General features: G+C 71.6%; 17 protein-coding genes. 7 read left to right on the plus strand and 10 right to left on the minus strand.

Annotated elements, in window-relative coordinates:
- Nucleotides 1-12: 12 nt before the first annotated feature.
- The 6 genes from ACQP0U_RS17025 to ACQP0U_RS17050 all read right to left on the minus strand — a co-directional run bounded on the left by ACQP0U_RS17025 (nt 13) and on the right by ACQP0U_RS17050 (nt 5,234).
- The gene (locus ACQP0U_RS17025) at nt 13-1,164 is read right to left on the minus strand and encodes a Gfo/Idh/MocA family protein (RefSeq protein WP_433308164.1); all 1,152 of its coding nucleotides are present in this window, start codon (nt 1,162-1,164) and stop codon (nt 13-15) included.
- Between the two features lie 38 nt (nt 1,165-1,202).
- Entirely contained in the window at nt 1,203-1,958 is a 756-nt protein-coding gene (locus tag ACQP0U_RS17030) for an ABC transporter ATP-binding protein (RefSeq protein WP_433320912.1), read from the minus strand.
- Between the two features lie 43 nt (nt 1,959-2,001).
- A complete protein-coding gene (locus tag ACQP0U_RS17035; RefSeq protein WP_433308166.1) occupies nt 2,002-3,006 on the minus strand; it encodes an ABC transporter substrate-binding protein in 1,005 nt (334 codons plus the stop codon).
- A gap of 23 nt (nt 3,007-3,029) precedes the next feature.
- A complete protein-coding gene (locus ACQP0U_RS17040) occupies nt 3,030-4,001 on the minus strand; it encodes an ABC transporter permease (RefSeq protein WP_433308168.1) in 972 nt (323 codons plus the stop codon).
- Between the two features lie 179 nt (nt 4,002-4,180).
- Nucleotides 4,181-4,897 carry a cupin domain-containing protein gene (locus ACQP0U_RS17045; RefSeq protein ID WP_433308169.1) on the minus strand — a complete coding sequence of 239 codons (717 nt, stop codon included), beginning with the start codon at nt 4,895-4,897 and terminating at the stop codon, nt 4,181-4,183.
- Complete coding sequence (locus ACQP0U_RS17050; RefSeq protein WP_091398731.1) at nt 4,890-5,234, minus strand: cupin domain-containing protein; 345 nt, start codon at nt 5,232-5,234, stop codon at nt 4,890-4,892. The genes ACQP0U_RS17045 and ACQP0U_RS17050 overlap by 8 nt, the downstream gene beginning before the upstream one ends.
- A 93-nt stretch (nt 5,235-5,327) precedes the next feature.
- Between ACQP0U_RS17050 and ACQP0U_RS17055 the strand changes: the two genes are divergently transcribed.
- Entirely contained in the window at nt 5,328-6,401 is a 1,074-nt protein-coding gene (locus ACQP0U_RS17055) for a LacI family DNA-binding transcriptional regulator (protein WP_433308171.1), read from the plus strand.
- Complete coding sequence (locus ACQP0U_RS17060; protein ID WP_433308172.1) at nt 6,398-7,417, plus strand: phosphotransferase family protein; 1,020 nt, start codon at nt 6,398-6,400, stop codon at nt 7,415-7,417. Before ACQP0U_RS17055 ends, ACQP0U_RS17060 begins: the two co-directional genes overlap by 4 nt.
- A 52-nt stretch (nt 7,418-7,469) precedes the next feature.
- Here the strand turns inward: ACQP0U_RS17060 and ACQP0U_RS17065 are convergent, their stop codons facing one another.
- Nucleotides 7,470-8,132, minus strand: coding sequence for a fasciclin domain-containing protein (locus tag ACQP0U_RS17065; protein ID WP_433308174.1), 663 nt, complete (start codon nt 8,130-8,132; stop codon nt 7,470-7,472).
- 135 nt (nt 8,133-8,267) lie between these two features.
- Between ACQP0U_RS17065 and ACQP0U_RS17070 the strand changes: the two genes are divergently transcribed.
- Nucleotides 8,268-8,753, plus strand: coding sequence for an N-acetyltransferase family protein (locus ACQP0U_RS17070; RefSeq protein WP_433308176.1), 486 nt, complete (start codon nt 8,268-8,270; stop codon nt 8,751-8,753).
- A 448-nt stretch (nt 8,754-9,201) separates the two neighbouring features.
- Here ACQP0U_RS17070 and ACQP0U_RS17075 read toward each other — a convergent pair whose 3' ends face one another.
- A complete protein-coding gene (locus tag ACQP0U_RS17075) occupies nt 9,202-10,482 on the minus strand; it encodes an MFS transporter (RefSeq protein ID WP_433308178.1) in 1,281 nt (426 codons plus the stop codon).
- A 125-nt stretch (nt 10,483-10,607) separates the two neighbouring features.
- Between ACQP0U_RS17075 and ACQP0U_RS17080 the strand changes: the two genes are divergently transcribed.
- Nucleotides 10,608-11,795 (plus strand): NAD(P)/FAD-dependent oxidoreductase, encoded by a 1,188-nt coding sequence (locus tag ACQP0U_RS17080; RefSeq protein ID WP_433308180.1) that lies wholly within the window; start codon nt 10,608-10,610, stop codon nt 11,793-11,795.
- Nucleotides 11,792-12,709 (plus strand): RNA polymerase sigma-70 factor, encoded by a 918-nt coding sequence (locus tag ACQP0U_RS17085; protein ID WP_433308182.1) that lies wholly within the window; start codon nt 11,792-11,794, stop codon nt 12,707-12,709. The genes ACQP0U_RS17080 and ACQP0U_RS17085 overlap by 4 nt, the downstream gene beginning before the upstream one ends.
- Nucleotides 12,710-12,725: 16 nt before the next feature.
- Here ACQP0U_RS17085 and ACQP0U_RS17090 read toward each other — a convergent pair whose 3' ends face one another.
- A complete protein-coding gene (locus ACQP0U_RS17090) occupies nt 12,726-13,631 on the minus strand; it encodes a LysR family transcriptional regulator (RefSeq protein WP_433308184.1) in 906 nt (301 codons plus the stop codon).
- 152 nt (nt 13,632-13,783) lie between these two features.
- Between ACQP0U_RS17090 and ACQP0U_RS17095 the strand changes: the two genes are divergently transcribed.
- On the plus strand, nt 13,784-14,716 hold the full coding sequence (locus ACQP0U_RS17095) for an SDR family NAD(P)-dependent oxidoreductase (protein ID WP_433308186.1): 933 nt from the start codon (nt 13,784-13,786) through the stop codon (nt 14,714-14,716).
- Between the two features lie 74 nt (nt 14,717-14,790).
- Here the strand turns inward: ACQP0U_RS17095 and ACQP0U_RS17100 are convergent, their stop codons facing one another.
- Nucleotides 14,791-15,351, minus strand: coding sequence for an NADPH-dependent FMN reductase (locus ACQP0U_RS17100; RefSeq protein WP_433308188.1), 561 nt, complete (start codon nt 15,349-15,351; stop codon nt 14,791-14,793).
- Nucleotides 15,352-15,489: 138 nt separating this feature from the next.
- On the opposite strand from ACQP0U_RS17100, the gene ACQP0U_RS17105 reads away from it, so the two are divergent.
- Nucleotides 15,490-15,963, plus strand: a complete 474-nt coding sequence (locus tag ACQP0U_RS17105; RefSeq protein WP_433308189.1) for a MarR family winged helix-turn-helix transcriptional regulator — start codon at nt 15,490-15,492, stop codon at nt 15,961-15,963.
- Nucleotides 15,964-16,018 lie beyond the last annotated feature (55 nt).

A 16,018-nucleotide genomic window follows, 5' to 3' on the forward strand; every position in this document is an offset into this window, starting at 1 on the left:
CACTCCTCGCGCTCACCGGTGCAGCTCCGGCACCTCGACACGACCGCCGCCACGGGCCGAGCGCAGCCCCAGCTCGGCGAGCTGCACCCCGCGCGCACCGGCCAGGAAGTCCCACCGGAACGGCTCGCCGGCCACCACGTGCCGCAGGTACGCCTCCCACTGCACCTTGAAGCCGTTGTCGAACTCCTCGTTGTCGGGCACCTCGGCCCACTGGGCGCGGAAGTCCTCGGTGGCCGGCAGGTCCGGGTTCCACACCGGCTTCGGGGTGACCGTCCGGTGCTGCACCCGGCAGTTGCGCAGGCCGGCGATGGCGCTGCCCTCGGTGCCGTCGACCTGGAACTCCACCAGCTCGTCGCGGTACACCCGCACGGTCCACGACGAGTTGATCTGCGCGATCACCCCGCTGTCGAGTTCGAAGATGGCGTACGCGGCGTCGTCGGCGGTGGCCGCGTACGGGTGACCGACTTCGTCGACCCGTTCGGGCACGTGGGTGGCGGTCACGCAGGAGACGGCCGTGACGCGACCGAACAGCTCCTCCAACACGTAGTGCCAGTGCGGGAACATGTCGACGACGATGCCGCCGCCGTCCTCGGCCCGGTAGTTCCACGACGGCCGCTGAGCGGGCTGCCAGTCGCCCTCGAAGACCCAGTACCCGAACTCGCCGCGCACCGAGAGGATCCGGCCGAAGAAGCCGCCGTCGATGAGGCGCTTGAGCTTGCGCAGACCGGGCAGGAAGAGCTTGTCCTGCACCACACCTGTGCGTACGCCGGCCGCGTCCGCCGCCCGGGCCAGGTCGAGCGCCGCCGCGGTGTCCTCGGCCAGGGGCTTCTCCGTGTAGATGTGCTTGCCGGCCTCGATGGCCTGCCGGATCGCCTTCTCCCGCTGCTGGGTGACCTGCGCGTCGAAGTAGATCTCGACATCGTCGCGGGCCAGCGCCGAGGTCAGGTCGGTGGTCCAGTCGGTCAGCCCGTGCCGCTCGGCGATTTCCCGGAGCTTCGTCTCGTTACGCCCGACCAGGACCGGTTCCGGCCAGATGGTGGTGCCGTCGGCCAACGCCACACCACCGGATTCGCGGATGGCCAGCAGCGACCGGACGAGGTGCTGCCGGTAGCCCATCCGTCCGGTCACGCCGTTGACGATGATGCCGATCGACCTGCGGGTCATGGTGTTCCTTCCGTCGTGCTGGTCGTGCCGATCCGCGCTCAGTGGTTGGCGGCCGCGCTGCCGAGCAACCCACGCAGGTCGGTGGCGAGCCGGTCGAAGCGGGGATCCGACATCACCTGCGCGTAGTCGCGGTGCGCCGGCAGCTCGACCGGGAAGGTGCGGATGATCCGGCCGGGCCGGGGACTCATCACCACGACCCGGGTGCCGAGGAAGACCGCCTCGGCGATGGAGTGGGTGACCAGCACCACCGTCGTCCCGGTCTCCCGCCAGATCCGGTGCAGTTCGGCGTTCATCTGCTCCCGGGTCAGCGCGTCCAGGGCGCCGAACGGTTCGTCCATGAGCAGCACCGGCGGGGAGTGCAGCAGTGCGCGGCAGAGCGCCACCCGCTGCTGCATGCCGCCGGACAACTCGTGTGGCAACGCCTTCTCGAAGCCGGTCAGGCCGGTCATCTCGATCAGCTCGTCGGCACGACGGGCCGCCTGCGCCCGGTCCATGCCGCGCATCTCGGCCTGGAGCAGGATGTTGGCCCGGGCGCCGCGCCACTCCAGCAGCGCGGCCTTCTGGAAAACGAAGCCGATCTCCTTCTGCGGGCCGCGCACCGGGCGCTGCAACAGCGACACCTCGCCGCTTGTCGGCTTGACCAACCCCGCGACGATCTTCAGGAGGGTGGACTTGCCACAGCCGGACGGGCCGACGATCGTGACGAACTCGCCCGGCTCGATGTCCAACGACACGTCGTCCAACGCGGTGGTCTGCGACCGTCGCGTGGTGAACCGGACGGTCAGCCCGGACATCCCGATGGCGGTGCCGGTGGCTGCCGGCGCGGCGGTCACCGGGTCACCCCTGCGCCGCGTACGAGGAGTCCCAGTACGCGCTGGGCGCTCCCGGGTCCTTCAGCTCGGCGTAGCGGGACATCAGGTCGATGGTCTCGGACCACTGGGCCTCGGTGTTCACCCCGGGCGGACCGTCCGCGCCGATCAGCGGCATGTTGAGCGTGAGCTGTTTGGTGAGCACCTCGGGCGCCGGCTCGTTCTCGGCCAGGGCCGTCATCGCGCTCACCGCGCCGGCCGGGTCCCGGGCGGCGTCGGCCCAGGACTTCTGGGTGGCGCGGACGAACTTACGGACCAGCCCCGGGTCCTTCTGCAGGGTCTGGGTGTTGGCGATCAGGCCGGTGCCGAGCAGGTTCATCCCGTAGTCGGCGAAGAGCAGCACGTCGACCTTCTTGCCGGTCTTGCTCTCGATGGTGGGCGCCTGGTCGTGGAAGAAGCCCATGATGGCGTCGACCTTGCCCTCGGCCAGGGCGGCGATCTTCCCGGCGGCGTCGACGTTGACCACCTTGACGTCGTCCTTCTTGAGGCCGTTCTTCTCCAGCCAGGCCGGGAAGGTCGCGTAGAGGGCGTCGCCGGGGGTGCCGCCGACGGTCTTGCCCTTGAGGTCGGCCGGGGTCTTGATGTTCTCCTCGGTGAAGAACTCCACCGAGGAGGGTCCCTTCTCCAGGTACGCGCCGAGGCTGCGCACCGGCATCCCGCTGGCAACCGACTTCAGCAGCACCGGGCTGTCGGCCCAGCCGAAGTCGGTCTGCTTCTGGGCGACCTGCTTGACCGTGTTGCCCGAGCCGTTGCCGGGCAGGATCTTCAGTTCGATGCCCTCGGCGGAGTAGTAGCCCTTCTGCAGCCCGTAGTAGAAGGGCGCGTGCTCGCCGTAGGGCACCCAGTTGAGGGTGAGGGTGACCTGCTTCTTGCCGTCCGCGCCGGTCTTACCGGCGGAGTCGTCCCCACCGCAGCCGGTCGCGGCGAGGAGCAGGGCGGCGGTGGCCAGGATGGTGGTGGCGGTGCGTTTCATCGGTGCCTCCGTGATGGGGTCGGTCAGGAGGTGGTGAGGGACACGCCGGCCCGGCGGCTGGCGTGCCACGGAATGAGCAGTGCCTCGGCGATCTCGACCAGGACGAACAGGACGATGCCGATGGCGGACATCAGGATCAGGTCGGCGAACAGCAGCGGGGCGTCGAGGTTGCCGTTGGCCAGCAACAGGACGTAGCCGAGCCCTTCGCTGGCGCCGACGAACTCGCCGACCACGGCACCGACCACGGCGAGGGTGACGGCCACCTTCAGGCCGGCCATCAGGTGCGGCAACGCGTTCGGAAAGCGGATCTTGCGGAAGGTGCGCCACGGCCCGGCGCCCATGGTGGCGGCGAGGTCGAGCAGTTCCGGGTCGGTGGAGCGCAGCCCGGCCACCCCGGAGATGACCACCGGGAAGAACGCGATGAGCACCGCCAGGATGATCTTCGGGGTGAGGCCGAGGCCGAACCAGACGACCAGCAGCGGCGCGATGGCGATCTTCGGGATGACCTGTGCGAACAGGACGATCGGGTAGAGCGCCTTGTCCAGAGTGCGGGAGTAGGCGATGGCGACCGCGGTGACCAGACCCAGCGCGGCGGCCAGCACGAAGCCGAGCACCGTCTCGTAGAGGGTGACCACTGTGTGCCGGGCCAGCTCGGACCACTGGGTGGTCATCGTCTCCCAGACCTGGCCGGGGGTGGGCACCAGGTAGTTCGGGACGTACTCCCGGGCCGCCACGAACCACCAGGCGGCGAAGAAGACCGCGAGCACCAGCGCCGGGCGCCAGAGCGAGTCGGCGAAGGTCACTGCCCGCCGGCCGAGGGTCGGGCGTGGTGGACGGCCACCGCCGGTTGGCGCTCTGGCCACAGTGGACGACGCAGCGCCGTCACCGGCCCCCGGCGCACCGACGCTTCCGGGCCCGGAACTGGCTGCCCGCGCACCGCTCGCCTTGTCGGCGGCGGCCTGACGGCCCGCCGTGTCCAAAGAGTTCTCGGTCACGCGGAACCTCCTCGGGGGCCCGGCACGGCACTCGCGGAGCGGGCCGGTCGGCGGATCAGGCAAACGCTTTCCTGGAGCGTAGGCGGCCCCCTCACGCCGGGCAAGGCCTTTCCTCGATCTATTCGTCGAATGCGCGCTGAGCCGCCATGGCCGCCGGCCGCGCCTACCGGACCGCGACGTCAGCCGGCAGCCGGGTAGGTGTCGAGGAGGCCGCACATGCCCAGCCTGCCGCGCTCGACCGGCTCGTCCACCGTGTACACCCCGGCGTCGCCGAGGTGCCCCGGATCCCCCCGCTCCAGCGCGTCGAGCTGCCCGGCGGTGTCGGCGGCGGCACGGCCCGCGCCGACCTCCCACCGCTGCCGCCACCGCGTCAGCAGCGGCTGGCGCAGCGCGACCGCGGCGGCGTGGAACCCGGCAAGCGCCGCCGGACCGCCGGACCGCAGGGCCTGGAAGCCGGTCACCGCCAGATCCCGCCTGCGGTACGCGGCGTGCACGTCCGCGCCCGGCGCTCCCCCGTCGGGCAGGGCCGCCGCCGCGGCGTACGCGGCCGGGTCGGCCAGCACCTCGGGCGGAAAGGTCAGCACCGCGTCGCCGGCCTCGGGCAGGCCGCTGTTCTGCATGAGCACCACAATGCTCAGCCCGCCCCCGTTGACCAGGCGGTGCACGGTGCCCGGCTCGAACCAGACCACCACCCCCGGCCGCAGCGGCGTCTCCCGGAAACCAGCGGTGGTCAGGGTCTGCACCGCGCCCTCGCCGTCGGTCACCACGTACCCCTCGGTGCAGCACAGGTGCACGTGCGGGGTGCCGCCGACCAGGCCGTCCGAGGCCACGGTGTCGTAGACACGCAGCCGGGACACCCCGATCCCGCCCGGCAGCGGCGCCTGCCGATCAGGCATCGAAGTACTCGTCGGTGTCGTCAGCCGCCGGCAGGGACACCAGCAGCACGGTGAGGTCGCCGATGGCCCGGTGCCGGCAGCCGGGCTTGATCAGGAACGCAGACATCGGCCGGGCGGGGTGACGTACGCCGTCCAGCTCGATCTCGCCCTCACCGGCGAGCACCACGTAGTACTCGGTGGCGATCCGGTGGTGGTGGGTCACGGCGTCCTGCACCTGGAGCAGATGCACGCTGGCCTGCCCCTCGCTCTCGGCGATGAAACCACGGCGGGTGGTCCCACACGAGCAGCGCCGAGCGGGAAGGTCGTCGAGTTGAAGTACCGCGAAGCGATCGGACACGGCCGGGCCTCCCTGCGGGAAAGGGCTTTCTCTGCGGTACGGTGACGCTAGCCGGCACGACGAAACGCCGTCAACAGATCGAGGGGGCGGGCCATGGCGACCCTGTCCGATGTGGCCCGCCGAGCGGGCGTCTCACCCGCCACCGCCTCCCGCGTCATCAACGGCAGCAGCAAGCCGGTCACCGACGAGCTGCGCGAGCGGGTGCTCGCCGCCGTCGCCGAGTTGCAGTACGTGCCGAACGCGCACGCCCAGCTACTGGCCCGCTCGCACCGCAGCGCGGTCGGCGTGATCGTGCACGACGTCTCCGACCCGTACTTCGCCGAGATCACCCGTGGGCTGCAACGGGTCGCCACCGACCAGGGCCGACTGCTGATGATCTGCAACAGCTACCGGGACCCGGACCGCGAGTTGGAGTACGTGGAACTGCTGCGCGGCCACCAGGTGGCGGCGCTGATCCTGGCCGGCTCGGGCTACCACGACGAGGCGTTCACCCGGCAGCTCAACGAGAAGTTGGCCGCGTACGAGGCCACCGGCGGGCGGGTGGCGGTGATCGGCCGACACGAGCACTCCGGTGACGCGGTGATGCCTGACAACCGGGCCGGCGGCTACCTCGCCGGGCGGGAGCTGTGCGGTCTGGGGCACCGGGCGATCGGCGTGGTCGCCGGCCCGCGCATCCTGACCACCACCACCGACCGGCTGGCCGGCCTCCGGCAGGCCCTCACCGAGCAGGGCCGCGAGCTGCCCGAGCGGCGGATCCGGTACGCGGAGTTCGACCGCGACGGCGGCGCTGAGGCGACCGCCCGACTGCTCGACGCCGACCCGGATCTGACCGCGATCGCGGCGCTCAACGACTCGATGGCCATCGGCGCGCTCGCCACCCTGCGCGCGCGTGGGCTGGCGGTTCCCGAGCAGATCTCGGTGTTGGGTTTCGACGACATGCCGATCGCCCGGGACGTGACCCCGGCGCTGAGCACCGTGCGACTGCCCCTGGTCGACATGGGAGTGCGGGCGATGTCCCTGGTGCTCGGCGTCGGGGCCCCGACCCCCCGCGTCGAGGTGCTCCCCGCCGAGCTGGTCCGCCGCGACACCGCCGGTCCGGTCCCACCGTCCACCCGCGCCACCGCGGGTTCCGCCCCGCGAGCACGGCGAGGTGACACCGCGTCGTGACCGGTGCCAGCCCGACCCAGCGGCCGCTCACGCACGCCGATGTGGCGTACCTGATCGACGCCTCGTTCGGGCCGCAGACCCGGCTCCGGGACGCTGGCCCGCTGGCCGGCGGCGGGTACGCGACGGTCTGGTGGGCGCTGCTCGACGACGACCGCCGGGTGGTGCTGAAGCTGGCCCCGTCGGCCGGAACACCGCTGCTGCGCTACGAGCGGGGGCTCTGCGCCGCCGAGGAGCGGTATTTCCGGCTCGTCGCGCAGCGGGCGCCGCAGGTGCCCGTCCCCGCGGTGCTCTGGCGGGGCACCGACCCGGCGTACGGCGAGTGGTTGGTCACCGAGATGCTGCCCGGCCGGTCGCTGTCCAGCCTGGCCGAGGCCGGTGTCGCGGTGGACGACGGCCCGGCGCGCTACGACCTCGGGGTGGCCCTCGCCGCGTTGCACCAGGTGACCGGTGAGCGGTTCGGGTACGACGACGACCGGGCCGGTGGGCCGACCTGGCGGGCGGCGTTCACGGCGATGCTCGACGCGCTCCTGGCCGACGCGGCCGACTGGGACGTCCGGCTTCCGGTGCCCCCGGAGCACCTGCGCACGCTGGTGGGGCGGCACGCCGACGTGCTCGACGAGGTACGCCGCCCGGCGCTGCTGCACTTCGACTGCTGGGACGGCAACGTGCTGGCGGCGCCCGACGCCGACGGCCGGCTGCGGCTGTGTGGCCTGGTGGACGGCGAGCGGTTCCTCTACGGCGACCCGCTGCTGGACCTGGTCTCGCCGCTGCTCTTGCGTCGCGTCGAGGACGAGCCGGAGCACCCGGTGCTGCGCGGCTACCAGGCCGCCGCGCCCGAACCGCTGGTGCTGGACGCTTCGGCACGTCGCCGGCTCGGTCTCTACCGGTTGCAGCTGTACCTGCTGATGACTGTGGAGATGCCCAGCCGCGGCATGACCGTGCACAGCCACCCCGGGCGGTACGCCCGGCTGGAGACCCTGCTCGACGAGGAACTCGCCGCACTCACCTCGGGTTGACGGCCCGGCGCGGGTGGCGTCCGCCGCGTGGCCCGACGCCACCCGCCTGCGGTCAGGGCAGGTCGATCGGGCGCAGCACCCGGTCCACGGCGTGCGCAATCTGCCGGTTGCCCTTGTTGACGTCGTAGGAGACGACCCGCGCGTCACGGTCGTCGGTGTCGGCGTCGACAAGCCGCACCTGCCGGAAGAAGTACAGGTAGGTGCGTACGTCGACCTCGACGGACGAGCCGAGCGCGGTGGTCAGGTCCGCGCCGTCGGCCCGGATCGCCGCCTTGCGATCGACGGTGGCACCCGGGACCACGTGGTAGAGCAGCACCGACTCGACGGTGTCGATGCCCAGCCCGGCGACGGCGGTGAAGGCGGCGCTCTCACTCGGCAGCTTCCGGGCCTGCGTGATCTCGCGTACCAACTGTTGGAAGGCGGCATCGGTGGGGATGAACGCGGTCAGCGCCACGGTGCCGTCGGTGAGCACCTTGACCGGAGAGTTCGGCTTGGCCTCCAACACGGCCAGCACGGCCGCCGTCAGCACGTCGAAGTCACGCGAGTTGCGGTCGAAGCCGCTGCTGTCCCGGGTGAGCACCTGGGCGAGCGACGTCGTGCCGAGCGGCTTGGGCTTACCCGTGGCCTGGGCGGCCGGTACGGCGACTGCGGTGGTGGCCAACGCGGTGACCACGGCACCCACCGCCATCCGGGCGGCGATTCGTGAGATCTTCATCAGCGGGCCTTTCGTCGAAGCGACCGGATCCGTGACGTCTCGTCACGCCCCATGCTTCGCACCGGGTACGCCGCGCGGATGCACCTGCGGATAAACGGATTGTCCGGGGCTCCCGCCCGCGCCTAACCTCCCCGGGTGCTGATTCGGGAGTTCGTCGACCGGGACTGGTCGCAGGTGTGGCCGATCATCGAGGAGGTGATCCGGGCACAGGAGACGTTCCCCTACGACCCGGCGATGACCGCCGAGCAGTCGTACGGCATGTGGGTCGAGACGAAGCCGGGGCGGACCGTCGTGGCGGTCGACGGCGAGCGGGTGCTCGGCACCGCGAAGATGGGCACCAACCGGCCCGGGCCGGGCGCGCACGTGTCCACCGCGAGCTTCATGGTCGCCGCCGACGCGCGGGGCCGGGGCGTGGGCACCGCGCTGTGCCGCGATGCCCTGGCCTGGGCGCGCCAGCAGGGGTACGCCGGCATGCAGTTCAACGCCGTGGTGGAGAGCAACGAGTCGGCGGTGCGGCTGTACCGGCGGGAGGGCTTCGAGGTGGTCGGCACCGTGGCGGGCGCGTTCCGTCACCCCACCCTCGGCCGGGTCGGCCTGCACGTCATGTACCAGGAATTCTGACCGCGCCAAGCCGCCAGCTCGGGGGCGATGGTGCTGGTTCGGCGCCTATGGAGCTGATGTCGTAAACGAATCGGCTGCTGGCCAGGCCACCCGGCTCTTCTTCACCGCCCGGAGCGCCCCACCGCCCGGAGCGCCCACCGTCTGGGCGCCCCACTGTCTGGACCGCCCCACCGCCTGGTGCGCCCCACTGTCTGGGCGCCCCACCGCCTGAATCGTTTACGACATCAGCTCCATAGCGTCTCAACCAGTAACGGTGCCGCCGGCCGGGGCCGCGCGCAGCCCAGACCGCCCGTCAACCAGCAACGGTCCCGCCGGCCGGGGCCACGCGCAGCCCAGACCGCCCGTCAACCAGCAACGGTCCCGCCGGCCGGGGCCACGCGCAGCCCAGACCGCCCGTCAACCAGCAACGGTCCCGCCGGCCGGGGCCACGCGCAGCCCAGACCGCCCGTCAACCAGCAACGGTCCCGCCGGCCGGGGCGCGCAGCCCAGGCTGCCCGGCGGCTGGCTCCGCGCCGGCGCGGCGGATCGGGGTGAAGAGGCCACCGACCGCGACCAGGAGGCAACCGGCGCCCGCCGCGAGCGTGACCGTCGCCGCGCCGTACCGGCCGGCGGCCCAGGTCAGCACGACAGCGCCGGCCGGACCGAGGGCGTAGTGGGTGCTCCAGAACGCCGACGTGACCCGGCCCAGCAGGTGATCGGGGGTGATCTCCTGACGCACTGACATCGAACAGATCCCACCGACGCTGAGGCAGCACAGGTACACCGCGGTCAGGGCGGTGACCGCCGGCACGGTCGTGGCGATGCCGACCCCCGCCACCGCGAAACCGCAGATCGCGTGCGCGCCGATCCAGGTGGCACCGAAGCCACGGCGGCGGCGCAGCGGGGCCACCAGCAGCGCGCCGGCGACCGTGCCCAGCGCCGCCAGGCCGAGCACCGTGCCGACGGTCCCCTCAGAGCCGCCGAGATCGTGCGTGACGTGGTAGATCAGCACGTCGACGAAGCCGTAGGTGAGGAAGATGAAGACCGACAGCAGGACGGTCAGCGCGCGCAGCACGGGCTGTCGCCACAGGAACCGCGCCCCGGCCAGGAACTCGGCCAGCGGGCGCTGCCGGGCCACCCCCTCGTCCACCTGGACGGGGCGCAGTCGGATCAGCCACAGGCCTGCCGCCGAGAGCACGAAGCTCGCCGCGTTGACGGCGATGGCGGTCGCCGGGCCGAAGCGGGCCGCCACCACACCGGCGAGCAGCGGCCCGAGGACTGCCGCCGCCGCGTACGTCGCCTGCAACCGGCCGTTGGCCTCGGTGATCCGGTCGGAGTCGACGAGGTTGCGGACCGCGGTCACCGCGGCGACCTGGAACACCATGCCGGCCGCCTCGCAGATCGGCAGCACGACGAAGAGCAGCCAGACCTGCGGGCCGGCGAGCCACGCCAGTGGCACCAGGGCGTAGAGCACCAGCCGGGTCAGGTCCGTCACGATCATCAGGGTGCGGCGGTCGTACCTGTCGACAAGCACCCCACCGAAGATCCCGGCGACGACTGACGCCGCGCCCGCGACGGCGGTGAGCAGGCCCATCCGCGCCACCGACCCGGTCGCCTGGAGCACCAGCAGCGGCACCGCCAGGTAGGCGAACGAGTCGCCGGCCGCCGAGAGCGACTGCGCGATCCAGTACGTGCCGAAGGTCCGGTCCCGCCAGAGCGGAGCCCGACGAGCGGCGGCAGATCGGCTCATCGCGCCAAGGGTAGTGAACGCGGCCGTCCGACGGTGGCCGTGGCGGGCGTCACATCGCAGGGATGTCACGAACCGACGGGCGGCACGCATCTCGTGGTCGTCGATCCGATCAGAGAGGCGAAACAATGAGCGCATCGCAGGGTACGCACCGTGTTCTGATCCTGGGCGCGGGCTACGCGGGCATGGCTGCGGCGACCCAGCTCGCGGCACGGACCAGGCGGGACGACGTGCAGGTGACAGTCGTCAACGCGCAGGAGCGATTCACCGAACGCCTCCGGCTGCACATGACGGCGACCGGGCAGCGGCTCGCGGAGCTGAACATCCCCCACCTGTTGGCGGGGACGGGTGCGCAGTTCGTGCGTGGCTGGGTGACGGCGGTCGACGCCCACGCGAAGACCGTCCGCGTCGACGACAGCCGGGTGCTTGGCTACGACACCCTGGTCTACGCGCTGGGCAGCGTGACCGACACGGCGGCGGTCCCGGGCGTCGAGGAACATGCGTACGCCCTGGACGGTCCGAACGGCGCGACCACGCTGGCGGACCGGCTGGCACGGCTCGGCACCGGCGCGGTTGTCGTGGTCGGCAGCGGGTTGACAGGCGTCGAGGCGGCCGCGGAGATCGCCGAACGACACCCGGGAGTCGGCGTCACGCTGGTGGGCCAGCAGGAACCCGGGGCGAGCATGAACACGAGGGCCCAGGCGTACCTGCGGGCCGCGCTGACCCGGCTCGGCGTCCAGGTGATCACCGGAACGGTGGTCACCAGGGTCCTGCCCGACGGGGTCGAACTGGCCGGTGCGGAGACCCTGGCGGCCGACGTCGTCCTCTGGACGGGTGGTACCCGGGTGGCGCCGCTGGCGGCCGCCGCCGGGCTGACCGTCGACGACCGCTGTCGCGTCGTCACCGACCTCGCGTTGCGGTCGGTGTCGCACCCCGACGTGTACGCGATCGGCGACGCGGCCGCCATCCGGCAGGGCTACGGGGTGCTGCACGGCACCTGCCAGAGCGGCATGCCGACAGGCGTGCACGCGGCGGTGTCGATCGCCCGCACGTTGCGGGGCAGGCAGCCCGGACCGTTCCGGTTCGGCTACTACCACACGCCGGTGAGCCTGGGCCGAAACGATGCGGTAGTGCAGTTCACCCGCCCCGACGACAGCCCTCGCCGATGGTGTCTGACCGGGCGGATGGCGGTCTGGTACAAGGAGACAGTGAGCGCTTCGCCCTGGCCGACCTACCGCCGCATGTCGCGGCTGCCCTCCTCCGGGGCGTTCTGGCCACGCGGCGGGCGCTTCACCCGCGTGCGGGAGGTGCGGTGACGTACCCGTCGGACGCCGACGAGCAGGTGTTCCACAGGCATCGCAACCTGCTGTTCTCGGTGGCCTACCGGATCCTCGGCAGCGCGGCCGACGCCGAGGACGCGGTGCAGGACGCCTGGATCAGATGGTCCTCGGCAGACCGCTCCCAGGTCGCCGACCCCAAGGCGTACCTCGCCCGCATCGTGTCGAACCTCGCGATGCAGCGCCTGCGCTCGGCCCGCCAGCAACGCGAAACCTATGTGGGGCAGTGGTTGCCCGAGCCCGTCCTGACCGATGGGGACGCCGCCGACACCGTCGCCGACGCCGAGTCCGTGTCGATGGCGATGCTTGTGGTGCTGGAGACGCTCAGCCCGCTCGAGCGTGCCGTGTTCGTCCTGCGGGAGGTCTTCGACTTCAGCCACGCGGAGATCGCGGTGGCGGTGGAACGCTCCGAGGCCGCGGTCCGCCAGACCGCCCACCGGGCGCGCGAGCACGTGCGGGACCAGCGGCCACGCTTCACCGCGGACCGGTCGCAGCAGCGCGGGATCACCGAGCGCTTCCTCGCCGCCTCGGCCGGTGGCGACATCAACACCCTGCTGGAGCTGCTGTCCCCGGACGTCACCCTGTGGACGGACGGTGGCGGTAAGGTCCGCCAGGCCCTGCGTCCCGTCCGGGGCGCGGAGACGGTCGCCGCGTGGTTCGCGGCCATCGGCACCGTCACCTACCAGGGGGTTGCCCCACACGACATGCGCGCCGACCTGGTCGAGATCAACGGGGGGCCGGGTCTGGTGTTCAGCGGTGCGGGCCGGGTGGTCGCCACCGTCTGCTTCGACATCGACGCCGACGGCCGCATCACCACCATCCACAACGTCGCCAACCCCGACAAGCTTCGCGCCGTCGCCGGCGGCACCACCCACCGCCTCGCGACGCGCTGAGCCGGCCACCGCTGCGTCAGCCGGTGCTGGTGAGGTCGGTGGTCGCCGCGAGGTCCGTGACCACGTCCAGGAAGCGGTGCAGCGCGGGCGCGGTGTTGCCCGCCAACCACACCATCTCGGTGTACGCGTAGGCGCCGGCCATGGGGACGAACACCACGCCGGTGCGGCGGAGACTCGCCGCCGAGCAGGCTAGTCGGGTGACGCCGAGTCCGGCGGCGACCAGACCGAGGAGGCTCTGCACGCCGGCCTCCTCCTGAACGATTGTCGGCACGAAGCCCGCTTCGCGGAACTGGTCCTCGTAGGCGCGGTGCCAGGGTTCCCAGGAGCTGCGCGGCGTCATGACCCACGGTTCGTCCGCCAGGTCGGCGAGCGTCAACTCGCCGCGCCCGGCGAGCGGGTGACCCTCGGGCAGCACCGCGCACACCGGTTCGGTCGTCAGTCTCCTGGACTCCAGGCCGGGAACGAGCGGGGTCCGGGTGAAGGCGACGTCGAACTGCCCGCCGAGGACACCCTCGACCAGGGGCGCGATGCTTGTGGACTCGGTGGCCAGGTGCAGGTCGGGGAGGTGGTGGCGTACCGCCCGGACCACCGGGGGCAGGAGGTGGTTGGCGACGCTGGTCAGGAAGGCGAGCCGGAGGGTGCCGACCTCACCCCGCAGGGCCCGTCCCACCACGGCGACGGCCTGCTCGGCGCGGTCGGTCACGGCGCGCGCCTCGGGCACGAACAGGGCGCCGATGTCGGTGAGGGTGGTGCCGCGACTGTCGCGGTCGAACAGCTTCGCCCCGACGACGCGTTCCAGGGCGGTGATCTGCTGCGACAGCGACTGCTGGGCGATCATCAGGCGGGCGGCGGCCCGGGTGAAGCTCAGCTCCTCGGCGAGGACCAGGAAGTACCGCAGTTGTCGCAGCTCAGGCGTCGCCACAGGAACAGACTGTAGCCACGCCAGGAAGCGCGTGTTGGCCGTCCGCGCAGACCTCCGCGCACGATCGGTGCGAAGGGCGGTGCCGGCACACCGTACGCCTGTACGGCGAGCCGGCACGGCCACGTGCTGACACCCAACGAAGGAATTCGATCATGACTGATACCCGCGTCACCACCCCGTTCAACGCCCGGTCCACCGCCGCCGACGTGGTGGCCGGAGTCGACCTCACCGGGCAGCGCGCCATCGTCACCGGCGCCTCGTCGGGCATCGGCGTGGAGACCGCCCGGGCGCTCGCCTCGGCGGGCGCCGAGGTGACCCTGGCGGTACGGGACGTGCGGGCCGGGGAACGGACCGCGCACGAGATCGGGGCCGGGAACGGGCTGATCCGGGTCGCGCCGCTGGACCTGTCCGACCAGCGGTCGGTCGCCGCTTTCGTGGCCGCCTGGGACGGCCCCCTGCACATCCTGGTGAACAACGCCGGAGTGTCGGCGACCCCGGAGATGAGGACCGCCGAGGGTTGGGAGTTGCAGTTCGCCACCAACCACCTCGGCCACTTCGCCCTCGCCAACGGGCTGCACCGGGCACTCGCCGGGGCCGGTCGGGCCCGGGTGGTGTCGTTGAGTTCGATCGCCCACGTCTCGGCCCCGATGGTCTTCGAGGACGTCAACTTCCGGGAACGCCCCTATGACCGTCTCCTGGCCTACGGCGAGTCGAAGACCGCCACCGCGCTGTTCGCGGTCGAGGCGAACCGGCGCTGGGCCGGCGACGGCATCACCGTCAACGTGGCGAACCCGGGCGCGGTCGCCACGAACCTGGGCCGGCACCTCACCGAGGAGGACTACGCGAACCTTCCGGCGTACGACTTCAAGACCCCGCAGCAGGGGGCCGCGACGTCCGTGCTGCTCGCCGCCGGGCCCCAGCTGGAGGGCATCGGCGGCCGGTACTTCGAGGACTGCGAGCAGGCGGTGCGCCACCGCCCGGAGACGCCGCTGGCCGGAGTCGCCGACCATGCGACCGACCCCACGGCGGCGGCGCGGCTGTGGCAGCTCTCGCTGGACCTGCTCGCCGTCGCACAGGTTGCCTGAACAGCACCGCGTGTCCGAACGTCCGGAAACGGCCGCGGGATCCCCCGCGGCCGTTTCCGAAAGACGTGAAACGCTCAGCTCTTGCGCAGCGGAGCGAGCGCCGTGCTCCAGGCGACCACCTGGTCGATCGTGGCGGTCAGCGAGTCCTGGTGGAACTGGTTGGGCTTGAAGACGCTGAAGTTCTCGAAGTCGGTGAAGAGCGACAGCGCGACCTGCGAGCGCACGTCGGCCATCTGCAGCTCGCCGGAGATCAGACGCAGGTGCTCAACGGCGCGCGTCCCACCGACCGAGCCGTAGCTGACGAAGCCGACGGCCTTGTTGTTCCACTCGGCGTAGAGGAAGTCGATCGCGTTCTTCAGGGCGCCCGAGGTCGAGTGGTTGTACTCGGGGGTGACGATGATGAACCCGTCGAACGACGCGATGGTCTCGGCCCACCGCTTGGTGTGCGGCTGGCTGTACTGGCCCATCGAGGGCGGGTACGCCTCGTCGAGGTGCGGCAGCTGGTAGTCGAGCAGGTCGACCAACTCGTACTCCGCGTCGGAGCGCTGCTTGGCGATCTCGAGCACCCAGCGGGCGACGGCCTCGCCGTTACGCCCCGGGCGGGTGCTTCCGAGGATGATCCCGATCCTGGTCATGTGTGGCGCCTTTCAGAGGGTCCTTGCCTGACGTCGGGAACGCTAACTTGTGCTTGCTTGGTCAAGCAAATATCTGGCCTATGGGCGTAGTCACACGGAGGGTAAGCATTTGCTCAGTCAAGCAAGTATGATATGAGGATGTCCAACCCCTCCGCAGCGACTTCGCAACCTCTCACCCCAGACGAGGAAGACCTGGTCCGCGCCCTGGGTCAGGTCATGCACGTCCTGCCCCGCGCGATCGACGCTGACATGGTCGGTGACCGTCAGCTACCACTCACCGAGTACAGCGCGCTGATGAACCTCTCCGAGACTCCGGGCCGGCGGATGCGGATGAACGAGCTCGCCGCGCTCTGCCACCTCTCGCTCAGCGGCATGACCCGCACGATCATCCGGCTGGAGACGCAGGGCCTGGTCCGGCGGGAGCGGTGCGAGGAGGACGCGCGCGGCTGGAACGCCGTCCTCACCGACGCCGGCTTCGCCCGCCTGGAGGAGTCCTGGCCCAGTCACCTGGCCGCCGTACGCCGCCGGTTCCTGCAGCACTTCGAGGGCTTCGACCTCGCCCAGCTGGCCCGCGCGTTCCAGCAGGCCGGCACGGCAGAGACGACCGACTGAGCCGAAGCCGGCCCAGTCGGTCATCCGCCCGTCTCAGCCGGGCAGCCGGCCCTCG

The organism is Micromonospora sp. CA-269861, from assembly GCF_050948505.1.
Taxonomy (GTDB): Bacteria; Actinomycetota; Actinomycetes; order Mycobacteriales; family Micromonosporaceae; genus Micromonospora.